This is a genomic window from Pseudomonas sp. MT92 (assembly GCF_058792515.1).
This window is the reverse complement of the sequence record NZ_JBXAFA010000002.1, coordinates 372,380-387,723: the sequence shown is the minus strand read 5'-3', so window position 1 is coordinate 387,723 and position 15,344 is coordinate 372,380. Positions and strand designations below refer to the sequence as shown.

The 15,344-nt window shown below is 60.4% G+C and carries 15 protein-coding genes; 6 read left to right on the top strand and 9 right to left on the bottom strand.

Going from position 1 to position 15,344, the window contains the following annotated elements; genetic code table 11:
- Positions 1-10: 10 nt before the first annotated feature.
- The 4 genes from AC1Q6D_RS04850 to AC1Q6D_RS04835 all read right to left on the bottom strand — a co-directional run bounded on the left by AC1Q6D_RS04850 (position 11) and on the right by AC1Q6D_RS04835 (position 4,054).
- Positions 11-976, bottom strand: a complete 966-nt coding sequence (locus tag AC1Q6D_RS04850; RefSeq protein ID WP_103405418.1) for an FAD:protein FMN transferase — start codon at positions 974-976, stop codon at positions 11-13.
- Complete coding sequence (locus AC1Q6D_RS04845) at positions 966-3,146, bottom strand: PepSY domain-containing protein (protein WP_103405417.1); 2,181 nt, start codon at positions 3,144-3,146, stop codon at positions 966-968. The genes AC1Q6D_RS04850 and AC1Q6D_RS04845 overlap by 11 nt, the downstream gene beginning before the upstream one ends.
- 25 nt (positions 3,147-3,171) lie before the next feature.
- On the bottom strand, positions 3,172-3,642 hold the full coding sequence (locus tag AC1Q6D_RS04840; protein ID WP_103405416.1) for a DUF2271 domain-containing protein: 471 nt from the start codon (positions 3,640-3,642) through the stop codon (positions 3,172-3,174).
- A gap of 88 nt (positions 3,643-3,730) precedes the next feature.
- Positions 3,731-4,054, bottom strand: a complete 324-nt coding sequence (locus tag AC1Q6D_RS04835) for a PepSY domain-containing protein (protein WP_103405415.1) — start codon at positions 4,052-4,054, stop codon at positions 3,731-3,733.
- 132 nt (positions 4,055-4,186) lie between these two features.
- Between AC1Q6D_RS04835 and AC1Q6D_RS04830 the strand changes: the two genes are divergently transcribed.
- The 3 genes from AC1Q6D_RS04830 (at position 4,187) to AC1Q6D_RS04820 (ending at position 6,649) form a co-directional block, all read left to right on the top strand.
- Positions 4,187-4,846, top strand: coding sequence for a response regulator transcription factor (locus tag AC1Q6D_RS04830; RefSeq protein WP_103405414.1), 660 nt, complete (start codon positions 4,187-4,189; stop codon positions 4,844-4,846).
- A complete protein-coding gene (locus tag AC1Q6D_RS04825) occupies positions 4,843-6,183 on the top strand; it encodes an ATP-binding protein (RefSeq protein WP_103405413.1) in 1,341 nt (446 codons plus the stop codon). Before AC1Q6D_RS04830 ends, AC1Q6D_RS04825 begins: the two co-directional genes overlap by 4 nt.
- A 205-nt stretch (positions 6,184-6,388) precedes the next feature.
- On the top strand, positions 6,389-6,649 hold the full coding sequence (locus tag AC1Q6D_RS04820) for a DUF2790 domain-containing protein (RefSeq protein ID WP_103405478.1): 261 nt from the start codon (positions 6,389-6,391) through the stop codon (positions 6,647-6,649).
- A 44-nt stretch (positions 6,650-6,693) separates the two neighbouring features.
- Here AC1Q6D_RS04820 and AC1Q6D_RS04815 read toward each other — a convergent pair whose 3' ends face one another.
- From AC1Q6D_RS04815 to AC1Q6D_RS04795, 5 genes are all read right to left on the bottom strand, one after another.
- The gene (locus tag AC1Q6D_RS04815; protein ID WP_103405412.1) at positions 6,694-7,638 is read right to left on the bottom strand and encodes a LysR family transcriptional regulator; all 945 of its coding nucleotides are present in this window, start codon (positions 7,636-7,638) and stop codon (positions 6,694-6,696) included.
- Between the two features lie 63 nt (positions 7,639-7,701).
- Entirely contained in the window at positions 7,702-8,652 is a 951-nt protein-coding gene (locus tag AC1Q6D_RS04810; protein WP_103405411.1) for an aldo/keto reductase, read from the bottom strand.
- Between the two features lie 79 nt (positions 8,653-8,731).
- The gene (locus AC1Q6D_RS04805) at positions 8,732-10,204 is read right to left on the bottom strand and encodes an efflux transporter outer membrane subunit (RefSeq protein WP_103405410.1); all 1,473 of its coding nucleotides are present in this window, start codon (positions 10,202-10,204) and stop codon (positions 8,732-8,734) included.
- 19 nt (positions 10,205-10,223) lie between these two features.
- Positions 10,224-11,720 (bottom strand): DHA2 family efflux MFS transporter permease subunit, encoded by a 1,497-nt coding sequence (locus AC1Q6D_RS04800; RefSeq protein ID WP_103405409.1) that lies wholly within the window; start codon positions 11,718-11,720, stop codon positions 10,224-10,226.
- A complete protein-coding gene (locus AC1Q6D_RS04795) occupies positions 11,720-12,838 on the bottom strand; it encodes an HlyD family secretion protein (RefSeq protein ID WP_103405408.1) in 1,119 nt (372 codons plus the stop codon). The genes AC1Q6D_RS04800 and AC1Q6D_RS04795 overlap by 1 nt, the downstream gene beginning before the upstream one ends.
- Before the next feature lie 259 nt (positions 12,839-13,097).
- On the opposite strand from AC1Q6D_RS04795, the gene AC1Q6D_RS04790 reads away from it, so the two are divergent.
- The 3 genes from AC1Q6D_RS04790 to AC1Q6D_RS04780 all read left to right on the top strand — a co-directional run bounded on the left by AC1Q6D_RS04790 (position 13,098) and on the right by AC1Q6D_RS04780 (position 15,194).
- Positions 13,098-13,724: a TetR/AcrR family transcriptional regulator gene (locus AC1Q6D_RS04790; protein WP_103405407.1), complete on the top strand. Its 627-nt coding sequence runs from the start codon at positions 13,098-13,100 to the stop codon at positions 13,722-13,724.
- Positions 13,717-14,226, top strand: a complete 510-nt coding sequence (mug, locus tag AC1Q6D_RS04785) for a G/U mismatch-specific DNA glycosylase (protein ID WP_103405406.1) — start codon at positions 13,717-13,719, stop codon at positions 14,224-14,226. The genes AC1Q6D_RS04790 and mug overlap by 8 nt, the downstream gene beginning before the upstream one ends.
- 482 nt (positions 14,227-14,708) lie before the next feature.
- On the top strand, positions 14,709-15,194 hold the full coding sequence (locus tag AC1Q6D_RS04780; protein WP_103405405.1) for a hypothetical protein: 486 nt from the start codon (positions 14,709-14,711) through the stop codon (positions 15,192-15,194).
- Positions 15,195-15,344 lie beyond the last annotated feature (150 nt).

Genomic DNA, 15,344 nt, shown 5'->3' with positions numbered 1-15,344 from the left:
AATGGCCGCTTCAGCGCGTTTCAATCTGCGCCTGCCGTTTGCCGCCGACAATCGATATTTCCTTGAACTGCTCACCGTCGCGCAACACGAACAAGGCATCCATCCCGCGTTCTTGAGCGAGTCGCGGGCCTTCGATTTCACCCAGCACCATCAGCGCCGTGGCCCAGGCATCGGCAAGCATGCAGTTGGCGGCGATCACGGTGACGGCGGCGAGCGGGTTGCTCAGCGGGGCGCCGGTCGCCGGATTCATGGTATGCGCATAAGACTGACCTGCCACATCGACCCAGTGCCGATAGTCGCCCGAGGTGGCGATGGCCGCGTCGCCAAGCTCCATCACCCCCATCACTTCGCGCACGCCACGGTTGGGTTTCTCAAGCGCCACGACCCATGGCTGGCCACCGGGTTTGACACCCCGGGCGCGCATCTCGCCATCGATGCCCACCAGGTAGTTCGTGATACCCCAGCCCTCCAGGCAACGGGCCAGCTCATCGACGCCGAAGCCTTTGGCGATGCCGTTCAGATCAAGGGTCAGCGGTGCGCGTTTGCGCACCTGATTGCGTTGCGGGTCCACCTCCAGCGCGGCACTGGCCGAGGTGCGGGTACGCGGCTCCGGCGTTTCGAGGGGCTGTTGCGTGACGATCGGTTCACCGGGACCGAATCCCCAGGCGTGCACCAGATCACCGACGGCGATATCGAAGGCTCCTCCCGATTGCCGGGCAATTCGCAGTGCCGTGGACAGCACCGTGATTAGCTCCTTGGGGACGGCGACCCATTGCTGTTCGGGCGCGGCATTGAGGCGATTGAGGTCGGAGTCCGGCTTCCAGGTGGACATTTGCTGGTCCACCCGGCTGACGGCACGCGCCAGGCTGTGATGGATGGCCTCGGTCGACAAATCCGGCTCGGCATAGAACAGGGCGGTGTAGCGGCTGCCCATGGTCTCGCCGTTGAGGCTGTAGCGTTGCAGCTCAGTAGACATCTTCAAGGTAGCGTCCTTGTGCCTTGAGCGTCAGCACGCTCAGGTTGAGGGGGGCCAATACTTCATCGAGGGCGTGCATCACGCCTTTGGCCATCTCGCGACTGCCACACACCAATACCTGGGCGCCTTTTTCAATCAGGCGACGCAAGGCCAGCGCATCGCTGATCAGCCGGTCTTGCACGTAGCTGCGATCCTGCACCTGGGAGAACGCTGCCTGCAACCGGGTCAGACGTTGGTCCGCCAAGTAGCGGTTGAGCTCGGGCTCGTAGAGAAAGTCCGAGGCCGGGTGGCGTCCACCCCAGTACAGATGCATCGGATGGCGGGCCTTGTTGTTGCGGATAAAACCGGCCAATGGCCCGATACCGGTGCCGGCACCGATCAGGATCACCGGTTGTTTGCCCGAGGCTGGCCGGAAATGCGGATTGGGCTGGATGAAGGCCTGGATCGGTGCGCCTTCGGGCAGCTCATGGAGGAAGCCGGAACACACACCGCCTTCATGTTTGCGTACGCAGATTTCCAGTGTGCCGTCGTCCGAGTTGCTGGCCAGGGAATAGAACCGTGGCTCGGCACTGCCCGGCGGCACGATGCCCACCAGGTCGCCGGCCTCGAAGCACGGCAGGTCGCCCACGGCCTTGAAGCGCAGAACGTGGGTCGGTGCGTTGACCTGTTGCCCGTAGGCGATGCGTTCCACCAGTTGCAATTGATGGGTGCGCGGCCGGTCGGGGATGTGGTTGAGCGACAGCTCCTGGCCCATGGCAGCCCCCAGCTTCTGGCCCCAACGGCTGAACTCCTGGGAGGACTGACGGTTGATGGTCTCCAGCGCCAGCAACGGTGTGCCGCCGGCCTGCAGCATCGCCGCTTCAACCTGATGAGCGAACTGACAGAACCGGGCAAATTGGCGATCACCGAAACCCAGTACCGCAAACGGCTGGCCAGGCTTGAGGCCGTTCTTGGCCAGGCGCGCCAAGAACTGCGAGGCCGAAGACGGTGCGTCGCCGTCGCCGTGGGTGGCGGTCAGGATGAACACTTGTCGGGCATGCTCCAGGTTGTTCGCATAACTGTTCAGCGGTGCGCTGTGCACTCTGTGTCCGGCGGCGTGCAAGGTGTCGTGCAGGGTCTTGGCAAAGCCCCAGGTGCTGTTGCTTTCGCTGCCGACCAGAATCACGCTGTCGGCCGAATGGGCGGGGCTGTTGTGGCGGATGTTCGGGCCGGCCTTGCGGCGGCGCCACCACAATAGAATCCCGGTAACGCTCATTAAAGGCACGCTCAGGGCGCAAACCCCGAGTAACAGGCCCAGCCACCAGAGACCCTGCCCGGTATGCAATTGATAAATCAATTCGTAGAGCGCACGCGTCGAGTCATGGGCTTGATAGGACAGCAGAGCGCCGTTGCCTTGATCGACATAACCGTCGCCCTGGGCCGTACGCAGGGAATACACATCCTGCGGGTTGCCAGGGCTGGGGTAGACGAGTTCGCGCAGGTCATTGAAGTCGACGTTGCGCAAGGCCGGCAGGTTGGCCACCGGCATGGCCGGCCCGGCGCTGACATGGGCGGGGAACGCCGGTTCAATGGCGCTGCCATCCGGAATCAATTCGAAGGTGGTGGCGCACAGAAACGTCCCGCTCAGCGCCGAGAGCATCAGGCCCACGAGCACCAGACGCCCGACTTCGGCATGCCAGCGCTGACTGAAGTTGCCACGAATGGGCCGCAACAGGTTACGCCAGCCGCCCAGGCGTCGGGCCAGCAACAGCGCCCCGGACACCGACAGCATCAACATGAATAATGCGCCCGCACCGGCCACGCCGTGCCCCGGCGTACCGAGGAATAGCGAGCGGTGCAGGTCTTTCATCCAGCGTGAAAAGGCGGAAGGCTGGTAGGGCGCAAGGCCCTGGCCGGTCAGGGGATCGACCGTTTCGGCACCGGCCTGACCGTTCTGGTTGTAGTAGACGATCACGGTCCCGGACGCGCTGCGTTGAATCTGCTCCACGCCGGAGAAGTGGCTGGCAACGCGTCCGGCCAGTTGGCCGACGTTGAGTTGGCCGCTGGCGACCGGCGCCTGATGCAGGCGTTCCAGGGCCGGGTCGACCGACAGCATGGCGCCGCTCAAGGCCAGAATCATGACCAACAGGGCGGCGATCAGGCCGGGTAGCGAATGGAGCTGGCGAAGCATGTTCAGCCTCCGGATCGGGCAGGTGCTACAGATCGTAGGTAAAGGACTCGACGTAGGTGCTGCCGGCTGCCGGCTTGCCGGCGCCTTTGGAGGTCAGCGGGACACTGACATCGGCGCGAACGTCACGTTTGTCTTCGACGGCGCTGTCAATTCGGATCTGATAACCGGCATCGATCAACGTATCCGCCAGTTCAACGCTGACTTTGAGCGTGCGTCCGCTGCCGACGCTGGCACCGCTGACGCCGTCAAACTCGCTCGGGTTCATCCCGCTACCGCGGGCCCAATCACCCAAGTGTTTGTAGTACTTGGCCTTTTTGCCGGCGACCCAGAGGGTTTTCTGGTACTGGCCATTGCCGTCGGTGAGATAAATCGCCAGGTAGGCGCCATTACCGCTGTAGTCCTTGAGTTGAGTCGTCAGTGTGACTTCCCGCGCCTGAGCGAGGCCCGGCAGGGCAATGGCGCCGGCGAGGCATGTAGCTGCAATGATCTTTTTCATGGGAATGTCCTTTTGATCGTCTGGTCGAGAGCCTGAACCTGCTTGCTGACAGCAACCTGAAACCCGGGAATAAATGCTCGGCCGGTCGTCATTCGGTCATGGGGCGAGTGAGGTAATCCCCGGCATCGCCATCGTCCTTGAAGCGGATCTCCAGCTTGCGCAGGTGCAGGGAGGCCGGTGAGTAACTGGCTTCGATCGCGTTGCCCTTGCGATCCAGGCCCCGGATTTCGTAACAGCCGTCGTCGACCTTGATGCGCTGCACGCTCCAGCCATATTGCTGCTGAACCTGCTGGCGCAACGTTTCGCGCGGCTGCCAGTCGGAGACCGGGTCGCTGCAGTCTTCGTCGGCCACCGCATAACCACTGAGCGAAAGACTCAGCAGCACGGCACTGGCAATAAAACCTGATTTCATGATCTGTCTCCTGCCGTTGGCGGCGTCTGTGGCATACCCTAAAGCACAATCCTGACAACCAGCTGAATCTTCAGATTCGCGTCAGGTGCGGCGATTAAGGTGCAATACGTCAACCATCACAGGAGGTGCCAGATGCGGGTTTTATTGGTCGAGGATGCACAGGGGCTGGGGGATGCGGTGCGCGAGCAGATCGCCGACGATGGCCATGCCGTGGATTGGGTGCAGCGCCTTGAGCACGCGCGCAACAGTGTGCGCACCACGCCTTATGACTTGATCCTGCTGGACCTGATGCTGCCCGACGGCCGTGGGCTGGATTTTTTGCGCCAGCAGCGCGCGGCCGGGGATGTGACTCCCGTGATCATCCTGACCGCCCAGGATCAGATCTCCGACCGCATCGCCGGCCTCAATGCCGGGGCCGATGACTATCTGGTCAAGCCGTTCGACCTGTTCGAGCTGTCCGCCCGCGTGGCGGCGGTGGCCCGGCGCTACAGCGGCAACCCCAACCCGCAAATCAAACTGGGCGAGCTGCAGGTCGACATCAGTGCGCGCACGGTGCAGCGAGCAGGCGTGACCGTGGACCTGACGGCGCGGGAATGGGCGTTGTTCGAGGCCTTCGTCCAGCGGCCCAGCGCGTTGTTGTCCAAGTCGCAACTCGAAGAGCGGCTTTATGCCTTTGGCGCTGAAATCGAGAGCAATACCATCGAGGTCTATATCAGCCGGCTGCGCAAGAAACTTGGGCGTGACCTGATTGAAACCGTGCGCGGCATGGGTTATCGGCTGATGTCCGCATGAAGTCTTCAAGCCTGCAGAAGCGCCTGGGCATCGGACTGACATTGGGCATGACCCTGCTCTGGCTGGGGGCGACGGTGGGCACCTGGCTGGTGGTGCAGCATGAGTTGAACGAGGCGTTTGACAGCGCGCTGGAAGAAACCGCGCAACGCATCCTGCCGTTGGCCGTGCTGGAAATCAGCAACCGTGAAGAACCCCGCGATGCACAGCATGTCGCCCCGCTGAAAACCCACAAGGAATACCTGACGTACCTGGTACGCGATGGCAAGGGGCAGATCCTGATGCAGTCCCACGACGCCAACCCGGACATCTTCAGCAAGCAACCGGCGGAAGGTTTCACGACGACCGAAAAATACCGTTTGTACGGGGCCAGTGCGTTGCGCGAGACGGTGTATATCGAGATCGCCGAACCCTTGGGCCATCGTCGTGAAGCGGCACGGGAAGCCTTGTTTGCCCTGTTGCTGCCGTTATTGGCACTGATCCCCATCAGCCTCTTGGGCATCTGGTTGTTTGTGCGCATCAGCCTGCGCAGTGTGATGGCTTATCGGCGGGCCGTGGAGGCTCGGGGTGTCGGCGATCTGTCGCCGATCAAGGTGGCGCGCCTGCCGGCGGAAATCGATCCGCTGGCCGAAGCGGTCAATCATTTGCTGGAGCGTTTTCGCAAGGCCCTGGAGGCCGAGCGCAGCTTTACCGCCAACAGTGCCCATGAACTGCGCACGCCACTGGCGGCGACGCTCGCGCAGATCCAGCGCTTGCGCCACGAAGCGCCAGAAGGCCCCCTGCGGGCGCGGGCGGCGAAGATCGAAAACTCGTTGCGCGAATTGGCACGGCTGTCGGAAAAACTCATGCAGCTGGCCAAGGCCGAGGGCGGCGGGCTGTTGTCTGAAACGCCGCAGGATCTGATTCCGCTGCTGGCCCATGTGGTCGACGAGTGGAACCACAGCAGCGGAGGCCGGGTCGAGTTGCGGCTTCCAGCACAGGCCAGCGTGTATGCCGCCATCGACCCGGATGCCTTCGGCGTCCTGTTGCGCAATTTGATCGAGAATGCACTGAAGTACGGCGCTGCCGATCAGCCGGTCGAAGTGAGTTTGTCCGAGTCGGCGCTGCTGCGGGTGATTAATGGTGGCCCGGCCGTGCCGGAACCGGTGTTGCAGCGCTTGACCGAGCGATTTGTGCGGGGCAACAGCGAGGCCAGCGGTTCAGGGTTGGGGCTGGCGATTGCCAGGACCATTGTCGAAGGGGTCAACGCAAGAATGGTGCTGGTCTCGCCTGCGACGGGCCGGTCGGATGGTTTTGAAGTGTGCGTCTGGTTACCCGTGGTGGCGCCGCTCGAAGGTTGAGCGGAATGCGGGTGGTTGAGTGCCGGACTCTACCTCTGTGCGGCGGCGCATTATGCGCAATCTGACAACAGTGTATGTCCGCAAGGCAGCTATGTAGGGGAGCGGTAAACACTTAGCATCGTCTCTACCCGGTGAACCAAGGGCGTAGATGGCCCTTGGTTCGCGAGGTCCATACAAACATACCTTGAACGAGACGGTGAACATCATGAACTTGGCAAAAGTTGCGATTTTTATGGCCCTTGGCAGCCTCGGTGCGCCGGCCTTTGCGGATCAAGCCCCGGCAACGGCCACACCTGTTGAACCCTACACCTACTCAACGCCACTCGACATTCACAAGGTCATTGCCGTGACCGATATCCCGAATGACTGTGGCCCGGTACCGGCGCAAATGACCTACGAAGACTCCAGCGGTCAACGCCACGTGCTGCAGTATCAAGTGATGGGCGCTGGGTGCTCGAACGGTTGAGTGCGGTGCAGACGATGGAGGGTCGACACTCCATTGCGGCGGCACTAGCCAAACCGATGTTCTGATTGGCTGGCGATTTTTTCATCGGCTGCCAACAAGTCGGGGATGTGGTTTTTAAGAAACTCCACCCAGGTCTTTATTTTCGCGTCCACGTATTTTCGTGACGGGTAGATGGCGAACAGACTCAACGCTTCAAAGTGATAGTCCGACAGTACGCGCACCAGCGTGCCTGCCCTGAGTCCGGCGACGGCGGAGGCTATAGGCTGAACACCGATACCCATTCCGGTGGTGAGGGCGACAGTCATGGCATCGGCGGTGTTGACGTGAAAGGACGACTCGGGCGTATTGATCGTCTCCATGCCTTCGGGCCCCTCGAATACCCAGTTTTCAACCGGCATGACCGTGTTGACGATTCTCAGACAATCATGAGCATGAAGCGCACCCGGCGAGTCGGGCGTCCCGCGTTTGTTCAGGTAGGCCGGCGACGCGCAGAGAATGCTGTAGGTCGTGCCAAGCCGCTGAGCGACAAACCCCGAATCGGGCAGCTCCCGCGCCAGCACAATCGACATGTCATAGCCTTCTTCAATCATGTCCGGCAGCCGATTGGTCAGTGTCAGATCGAACAATACCGAGGGATGAATTTCCCGGTACCGGGCGATCGCGTCGATCACGTAATGATTGCCGATGGCTGACATCGCGTGAATTTTCAGCCTGCCCTTGGGATCGACTTGCGCGATGCCGACTTCCTCTTCGGCTTCACGGATCTCTTCGAGGATTTTCTCGCAGCGCTGCAAATAGCGTGTCCCGGCTTCGGTCAACGCCAGGCGGCGGGTCGTGCGGTTGATCAGGCGCGTGTTCAGCCTGGCCTCCAGGCTGGAAACCGCTTTGGAAACGTTAGTCGTGGTGGTGTCCAACAGCAGCGCCGCCGCCGTAAAGCTGCCGCTCTGGGCGACCGCCGTGAAAAAGCGCATGGTCTGGAGAACATCCATCGTTTTCACCTCACCGAAACGTAAAAAAGGGCGGCCCGGCACCGGGCCGCCCTTCGTCGCGTGTTACTTCTTGCGCGGGATGAATCCCGGTACGCCGGTTTCCACCACCGAATTGAAGCGTATCCGCGTCGTAATATCCTGACGGATTTCATGCATGGCCCGATGGGGCAGGGTTGCAATATCAAAGTTCTCGCGAATATGGCTCAGTGTTGCAGAGGTGGTCAGAAAAGCGACGCCGCGTTGTACCGACCAGGCCAGTGCGACTTGCGCCGGGCTCTTTTGCAGACGCCGGGCGATGCCGGTAATGACCTCGTCTTCCAGCACGTTCGGCTCCATGCCATGGCCCAGTGGCGCAAACGCCAGAACGATGATTCCGTGGGCCTGACAGAATTCCAGCAGTTCCCATTCGGGCAGATAAGGGTGGGACTCGACCTGCACCACGGCGGGCTTGATCCGCGCCTGGGCGACGATCTCTTTTAAGGCTTGCAGGGTGATATCGGACAAACCAATGGACTTGCACCGGCCTTCATCCACCAGGCGCTCCATTGCCCGCCAGGTCTCTATCAGGGTCACGCCGCCGTCGTAGATGACATGCCCGAATGCGTCTCGTGGGTCCTGGTCGTCGCCGGGCTGGAAGGCAAAGGGCGTATGGATGAGGTAGCAGTCGATGTAGTCGACTTGCAGGCGCCGGCAGCTCGCCTCGAACGCGGGCAACACCCGCTCCGGGCGATGGTTGGTGTTCCATAGCTTGGTGGTGATGAACAGGTCTTCGCGCCGGGCCTTGCCTGTCTCCAGAAACGCTTTGAATGCCTCGCCGACCCTGTCTTCATTTCGATAACGTTCAGCGCAATCGAAATGGCGAAAGCCTGTTTCCAGTGCGTGTGTGATCGCCTGGGTGGTCACGCTCAGATCCTTGAACAACGTACCGAAGCCAACGGCCGGTATGTCGCCGGAGCCGTTGACCAGGGGAAACCGGGTTTCGCGAAGTGCATCGAAAATGGGTTCGTAAGACATGTCTCTACTCCAGTGCCTGGGGCCACGCCCGCATGGGCAAGTGACCACTCGTGTAAGTGTTCGTGAATGCGCGGCGGCGCTACTGGTATGAAGGTTTTCGTTCGTCGCGAGAGGCCAGTCGTTGCTCGAAGACGCCGACGGAGTTACCGCCGAGCGCAACAAACAAACGCACGGTGTCGAGGTATTGCGCGGTCTTCACCCGGATCTGCCCCAGCAGCGCCTGTTCATAGGCACGCTCCGCTTCCAGTACCTGGAGGATGCTGTTCTCGCCTTGTGCGTAGGCTTGCTGGTTCAGGCGAAAACTGGTCTCGGCTGCCCGCAGTGCATCTTCCTGGGCGAGGTTTTCCTCGGCGTCGTGGTTGATGGCCTGCAAGGTGTCCGCGACCTGGCCGAACGACGTGATGACGGTCTGTTGGTAGCCGGCCAGCGTTGCCTTGTAGCCGTCGATGGCCGCCTGGCGTTCAGCCTTGAGCGTGCCGCCATCGAAGATCGGCCCGGCGATGCCCGCGGCGAAGCCCCAGAGCGCTGCGCCGCCGTTGCCCGAAGCGGCCTGCGCCAGTGACGCGGACAGCGTGACATGGGGATAGAGGTTGGCCGTGGCGACGCCAACGGCGGCATTGGCTATGTGCAGCTCCGCCTCGGCTTGCAGGATGTCCGGCCGGTCGTGGGCCATTTCCGAGGGCAAACTGACGGGCACGTTGGACGGCAAGGCGAACTCGGCAAGATCGAAGTCCGGCGCTATCCAGTCAGCGGGGCCTTTGCCGGTCAGGACCGACAGCGCATGGCGTGCCGAATCGCGTTGCTGGGCGAGGGGGGGCAACAGGGTGCGGTCTTGAGCGAGCCGGGTTTCGGCCAGCGACACATCGATCTGTGTGGTGCTGCCATTGGCGTGGGCCATGCGCACCAGTTCGAGGTTCTTGGTGTCGTTGGCCAGCAGCTTCTCGACGGCACGCATCTGCGCGTTGGCCGAGGCCACCAGCAATGCCTGGCTGGCGACATCGCCAGTCAGGGTCAGGTACGCCGCTTCGTAGCGATGCTTCTGTAGATCGGTGAAGGCTTGCTGTTCTTCGACCTGGCGCTTGTTACCGCCGAACACGTCAAGGTCGAAACCCACCCGCGGACCAATCGCATAGAAGTTGGAGATCGAAGGGTCCTTGGCATTGTGCGTCCGTGCGCGGCCCGCCTGGGCACCGAAATCGACTTGCGGATACAGGGCGCCCTCCGCCGCGGCGACAGAGGAGGCGGCCTGGCGGATCGTTGCGTCGGCGGCTACCAGTTCAAGATTGCCGTCGATGGCACGGCGCACTACCTGATCGAGTTTTGGCGAGCGAAAGGCTGACCACCACTCACCGCCGACCTTTTTGCCCAGTTCGATGCGTTGTTCACCGGGCTTGTTGCGGCCCTGGCCAAGACGCTGTTCGGCTTGTTGGTCATAGTGCTGCGAGGTGCTGGGGTCGGGGGATTTGAAGTCAGGGCCAACGGTGCAGGCGGACAGGAAGATCAGGGTCGACAGCGCACTGATTTTCGTCGGGAACAGATGACGGGATTTCATTTGGCACACTCCACGAAAACTAGTTGGTCGAAACGGGTTTACGAAGAAAGACAACCAGCGGACTCACCACCAGCATCACCACCATCAAAATCTTGAACTGGTCGAGCACGGCGATGAACGCGGCCTGGCCGGTGATCATTTCGTTGAGCCCCGCCAGCGCCGGCAAGGGGGCCGACACCAGCGAATGCGCAGCGGCGCGATAAGGCGTCAGGTTGCTGGCCAGCGCCATGTGCATCGCCTGGGTATTGTTGAAGAAGTACAACTGCACGACCGCAACGCCCAGGGTGCTGCCATAAGCGCGCATCAGATTGAAGAAACCGGTGCCTTCCGGACGTAACTTGGGGTCGAGAGTGTTGAACGCCACTTTGCTGATCGACGGCATCAGGATGCCCAGGCCGATCCCCTGGATGGCCCCGGCAATTGCCACCGGCGACCAGTCCATCAACGGCGAATAACCGAGCATCATCCAGTTGGCATACGCCACCAGTGCAATGCCCGCCGCCACGAACAGGCGTTGGTCGTATCGGTCGGAATAACGGCTCATCAGGATGAACGACCCGACAAGCCCCGCACCGCGCGGCAGCGTCATCAAGCCTGTGGTGACGGGCGGATAGCCGAGTATTTCGTCCAGCATTGGCGAGGTCAGCGCCATGGTCGACAACAGCACGAAGCCAAGGGCGAAAAAGATCACCGTCGACAGCACGAAGTTGCGATCCCTGAGCAGGCTCTTGTTGATGAAATGCACTTTGGTCGTCAGGACGTGCACGACAAACAGGTACATCCCCAGCACAAAAGCGATCGCTTCGATCCAGATCTCGGTCGAGGCAAACCAGTCCAGTCGCTCACCCCGGTCGAGGAGCATTTGCAGGCCGATCATGCTCAGGGTGAAGGTGCCGAAGCCGAAGAAGTCATAGGGCGGTTTTGTCTCGGCCTTTTTTTCCGCCAGCAGCAGTGCCACCACCAGAAAGATGAACACCGACAGCGGAATGCTGGCGTAGAACATCGAACGCCAGCCGTAACCGTCGCTGAGCCAACCGCCGACAGTCGGGCCGGTGGCAATGCCCAGGAGCACAACGGCGGTGAACACCGCGCCAAATTTCGGCCGCCGCGCCGCTGGCAACGTCTCCAGGGAAATTCCCATGGAGAGCGGCCCCAACACGCCGCTGGCAATGCCCTGAACAATCCGCGCGCCGACGAATTCCAGTGGCGTCGTTGCAGCCGTGGCGAGCCACAAGCCGACGATGAACAAGACAAGCGCGGCCTGATACACGAGCTTCACGCCAAAACGCCCGGCAAGCCACTGCGCAAGCGGCAGGGTGATGGCGCTGGCACCGAGGTACGCGGTGAATATCCACCCGGCCTGGTCGTCGGTCATCGACAGGCTGCCCTGGATAAACCGCAGTGCCGAGTTCGGCAAGGGCAGGTTGGCGGACTGCATGTAGGTCGCCAGTAGCGCGGCGAACCTGAGCGAGCGCGCACCACCGTCCTGCGGGGTTGCAATCGCGTTGGCGTTCATCAGGAGTTACCTGCGGTCAACAGTGCTTTAAGCGGCTGCCACCATGGCGTGCTGTGGCCCGTGTCGACCTTGACCGTGGCGCTGGTGCCGGAATACAGCGGCAGGTCGGGGTTCACTTCGTCCAGTTCGAGACGAACCGGCACCCGCTGGACAACCTTGACCCAGTTGCCGGTGGCATTTTCCGGTGGCAGCAGGGCGAAGTCCGATCCGGCGCCAGGGCTCATGCTGGTGACATGGGCCTTGAACAGGTGATCAGGGTAGGTGTCGATGCGTATGGTCGCTTCCTGGCCGGGGCGCATATGGGTGACTTCCGTTTCGCGGAAGTTGGCTTCCACCCAGATCTCGTGATCGGATATCAGTGCAAACGCTGGCGCACCGTTGTTCACATAGTTGCCGACCTGCAGGTCGTCGACCTTGGCCACGATGCCGTCATCCGGCGCATACACCGTGGCGTAGGAGAGATACAACTGCGCTTCGTCGAGCTGCGCCTTGGCTTCGCGAACGCTGGGATGACTGTCGACTTCGATATTCGGGTTGCCGTTCAAGGCGACCACGGTGCTGGCGATCTGTTGTTCGATCGAGGCAATGCGTTGCCGTGAGACTTTGACGTCGGTATCGGCGCGCTCATAAATGGCCCGTGAAACGAACTCGGACGCGACCAGCGCTTTTTTCCGGGCAAATTCGCGCTGATCGAATTCGGCCGACTCTTTGGCCGATTGCAATTCAGCTTGCTGCTGCCGGTAGCTGGCCTTGAGCCCGTCGATGCGCAGCCGCGCCACACTTAACTGGGCTTCGGCACGGTTGACCGCGATCTGGAAGGGCTTGGGATCTATCTGAAACAGAACCTGGCCTTTATGTACCTGCTGATTGTCCTCGACCGCGATAGTGATCACTTGCCCGGAAACCCGTGCGTTGATCGAAGCTTTTGCCACCCGGGCGTAGGCGTTGTCGGTCGAAACGAAAGGCTGGCCGGCCATGTAATGGGTATAACCCACCACCGCGAAGAGGGCGGGCACGCCGAACATAAGCCATGGGCGCAGTTTTTCCTTGAGCGGCTTTTTGGCCGGTCCTGGGTGTTCAATGGCTTGGGAAGCCGGGATGTCGAACTGTTTAGTCATGATCGAATGCACCTTTAACCGGGAAGTCGGGCTAACAGCTGCAAAAATCGCCTGCGGCCCTGACGTTAATAATTGCCGTGAGAAAGCCAACCGGTGGGCAGTGGGGAGGGTGGCTCCGCTGCCGCTGTTTCGTCGCCGCAATACCCGGTTCGAGCTTCGCTTCAACAAACCTGACGCCGAGGAACTTTTGGTTCCTTAATTTTGTGCGATGGTGTAAGAATATCCCTGCATTCACCTTCATTCAAGGATTTTGTACGACATGGCACAAAATAAAGTTCCAGAGGGCAAAGGCCGGGGCCGGCCTCGCGCCTATGACCCGCAGACAGCGCTGCAGCAAGCGCTTGGTGTGTTCTGGAGCACCGGTTATTCCGGCGCTTCGCTCGACAGCATCGCCACTGCGGCAGGCATGAATCGCCCAAGCCTCTATGCGGCGTTCGGCGACAAACACTCGCTGTACATCAAGGCGCTTGAGCAGTATTGGGAGTTCGCCGTGGCGTCCATGCACGAAGCGTTGACGGACCCCGCACTGACCTTGCGCGAGGCGCTGACGCGGTTTTATGAGGGGCAGTTGTCGATTTACTTTTCGGGCGAGGGCCAGCCCCGTGGCTGCTTCGCAATCGGCACGGCGACAACCGAAGCGGTGGAGGACCCGGAAATACGCGACGTTCTCTCCGATCGTCTCAGCAGGCTCGATGCGGATCTGGAAGCGCGTCTGCGGGTGGCCATTGATCGCGGCGAATTGAAAAGCGATGTCGACACCGGAGCCCTTGCCGTTCTCGCGGCGTCCCTTCTGCACAGCATTTCGATTCGTGCCCGGGCGGGCAAATCCCGCGAGGAGTTGACGGAACTGGCACGCAATGCGGTCAGCGTGATCTGCGGTGGGTGAAGGACTTGAAGATATTCTGGCCGAACACCTTGCCGTGATTTTCTGCGGGATCAATCCAGGCGTGATGGCCGCGGCCCAAGGGCATCATTTTGCGGGTCGCGGCAATCGCTTCTGGCGCACACTCCATCTTGCCGGTTTCACGCCGCAGGAGGTGCGTGCGGAAAACGACCGGACGATCCTGCAGTACCAATGTGGTTTGACGGCGGTGGTGGAACGGCCAACGGCGCGTGCCGATCAGCTGTCCTTCCATGAGTTCACTGCGGCCGCTGCGGCCTTCGAGCAGAAAATCACGCGCTATGCGCCCCGATTCGTGGCGTTTCTCGGTAAGGCGGCGTATTGCGCATTATCGGGCCAGCGAGACGTTGCCTGGGGGCGCCAACCCAAGACCTTCGGCAATGCCGCGGTCTGGGTTCTGCCCAATCCCAGTGGCCGAAATCTCGCGTTCACCCTCGATCAACTGGTGGAGGCGTACCGTCAGCTCAAGTTGGCATCAGGTATATGAACCAGGCAAGGAGCTCCGCGTCGGTTTTCCGCCGTCCACTCAGCCGACGAACGTAACAGGCTTTGACAGGCGGGAGACGGCATCGAACAGTGGGGTTTCTACAGGCCGTAGTGAGGGGTAAAGGCAACTTTTTGTGGCGACTTGAGCGTTATCGCTTCTCATGTAACCTACGGAAATCTTGATGTTTGTTTTCGAAACCATCGCTAACTTTCGAGAAGATAACAATAAAGTTATTTGAGAGCGCTTCTTGTTGCTGATGAATGCTCAAGGCGAGGCGATCGCCGGGCAAACAGTTCATTTGCCTGGCGTCGGAGCCGTTTGTTCTGTCGATTATTTGACGCCATTCTCCGTCGGTTTTTATTTATATTTATTATCGTGACGAGCTATTGACGTACTGGCTATGTGCTTATACGCTCAATTTAAGCCGAAGAAAAACACCTCCATCCAAAAAAAGAATCACCTCTGTGCAGGGAGGCTCTCCTATGCGTCCGACACTTGTCATTAAATCCGTTTTGGCTCTGATGCTCGTTAATGGTGCGGCGGTTTTTAATGCGCAGGCGACCACTTTTGTCAATGAATATAATCGCATGAGTAACGCTTGCGATTCATTAAGGTCGCAAGTCGGTGCGGGTCCCGAAGAGGCTTCCGGTAGCGAACTACTTACTTTCGGAAACGGCCTTGGTGTGCCTTCATTGGTGACCGATGTCTATTTCGATGGCACTCAATCGGCTAAATTCAGTAGTGTCACTCATCATTCCGGCTCGACGGAAAGTGTCAACGTTTCATCTTGCGACGGTTTAATGACGGCGAGTGCCAGCGACCGGGTCGCGATAAACTTGACTAGCCAGGACACGGGTTTGACCGGTGTTTCTGATCAGCCGAAGGCGGTACCGCTATCGGCGGTCGCCTGGTTATTTTCTTCCGCGCTATTTGGTTTCATCATGGTTGCGAATCGACGGAAAGTGTAAGTTCGGTCGGCCAGGATGCAGAGGTTTGATGGGGATTTAGTTAAAGTTGATTTACTGAATTTAAATGGCGTTTGATTAGTTGAACGTGATGCGGGTTAGTTGTGCAGAATAAAGTGCAGGGGGGGCGATGGTGTGGGTGGGTTGCCATTT

Bases quoted from the DNA above. Each gene is read 5' to 3' on its own strand.
- AC1Q6D_RS04850 (WP_103405418.1), bottom strand. From the start codon at position 976: ATGTCTACTGAGCTGCAACGCTACAGCCTCAACGGCGAGACCATGGGC.
- AC1Q6D_RS04845 (WP_103405417.1), bottom strand. From the start codon at position 3,146: ATGCTTCGCCAGCTCCATTCGCTACCCGGCCTGATCGCCGCCCTGTTG.
- AC1Q6D_RS04840 (WP_103405416.1), bottom strand. From the start codon at position 3,642: ATGAAAAAGATCATTGCAGCTACATGCCTCGCCGGCGCCATTGCCCTG.
- AC1Q6D_RS04835 (WP_103405415.1), bottom strand. From the start codon at position 4,054: ATGAAATCAGGTTTTATTGCCAGTGCCGTGCTGCTGAGTCTTTCGCTC.
- AC1Q6D_RS04830 (WP_103405414.1), top strand. From the start codon at position 4,187: ATGCGGGTTTTATTGGTCGAGGATGCACAGGGGCTGGGGGATGCGGTG.
- AC1Q6D_RS04825 (WP_103405413.1), top strand. From the start codon at position 4,843: ATGAAGTCTTCAAGCCTGCAGAAGCGCCTGGGCATCGGACTGACATTG.
- AC1Q6D_RS04820 (WP_103405478.1), top strand. From the start codon at position 6,389: ATGAACTTGGCAAAAGTTGCGATTTTTATGGCCCTTGGCAGCCTCGGT.
- AC1Q6D_RS04815 (WP_103405412.1), bottom strand. From the start codon at position 7,638: ATGGATGTTCTCCAGACCATGCGCTTTTTCACGGCGGTCGCCCAGAGC.
- AC1Q6D_RS04810 (WP_103405411.1), bottom strand. From the start codon at position 8,652: ATGTCTTACGAACCCATTTTCGATGCACTTCGCGAAACCCGGTTTCCC.
- AC1Q6D_RS04805 (WP_103405410.1), bottom strand. From the start codon at position 10,204: ATGAAATCCCGTCATCTGTTCCCGACGAAAATCAGTGCGCTGTCGACC.
- AC1Q6D_RS04800 (WP_103405409.1), bottom strand. From the start codon at position 11,720: ATGAACGCCAACGCGATTGCAACCCCGCAGGACGGTGGTGCGCGCTCG.
- AC1Q6D_RS04795 (WP_103405408.1), bottom strand. From the start codon at position 12,838: ATGACTAAACAGTTCGACATCCCGGCTTCCCAAGCCATTGAACACCCA.
- AC1Q6D_RS04790 (WP_103405407.1), top strand. From the start codon at position 13,098: ATGGCACAAAATAAAGTTCCAGAGGGCAAAGGCCGGGGCCGGCCTCGC.
- AC1Q6D_RS04780 (WP_103405405.1), top strand. From the start codon at position 14,709: ATGCGTCCGACACTTGTCATTAAATCCGTTTTGGCTCTGATGCTCGTT.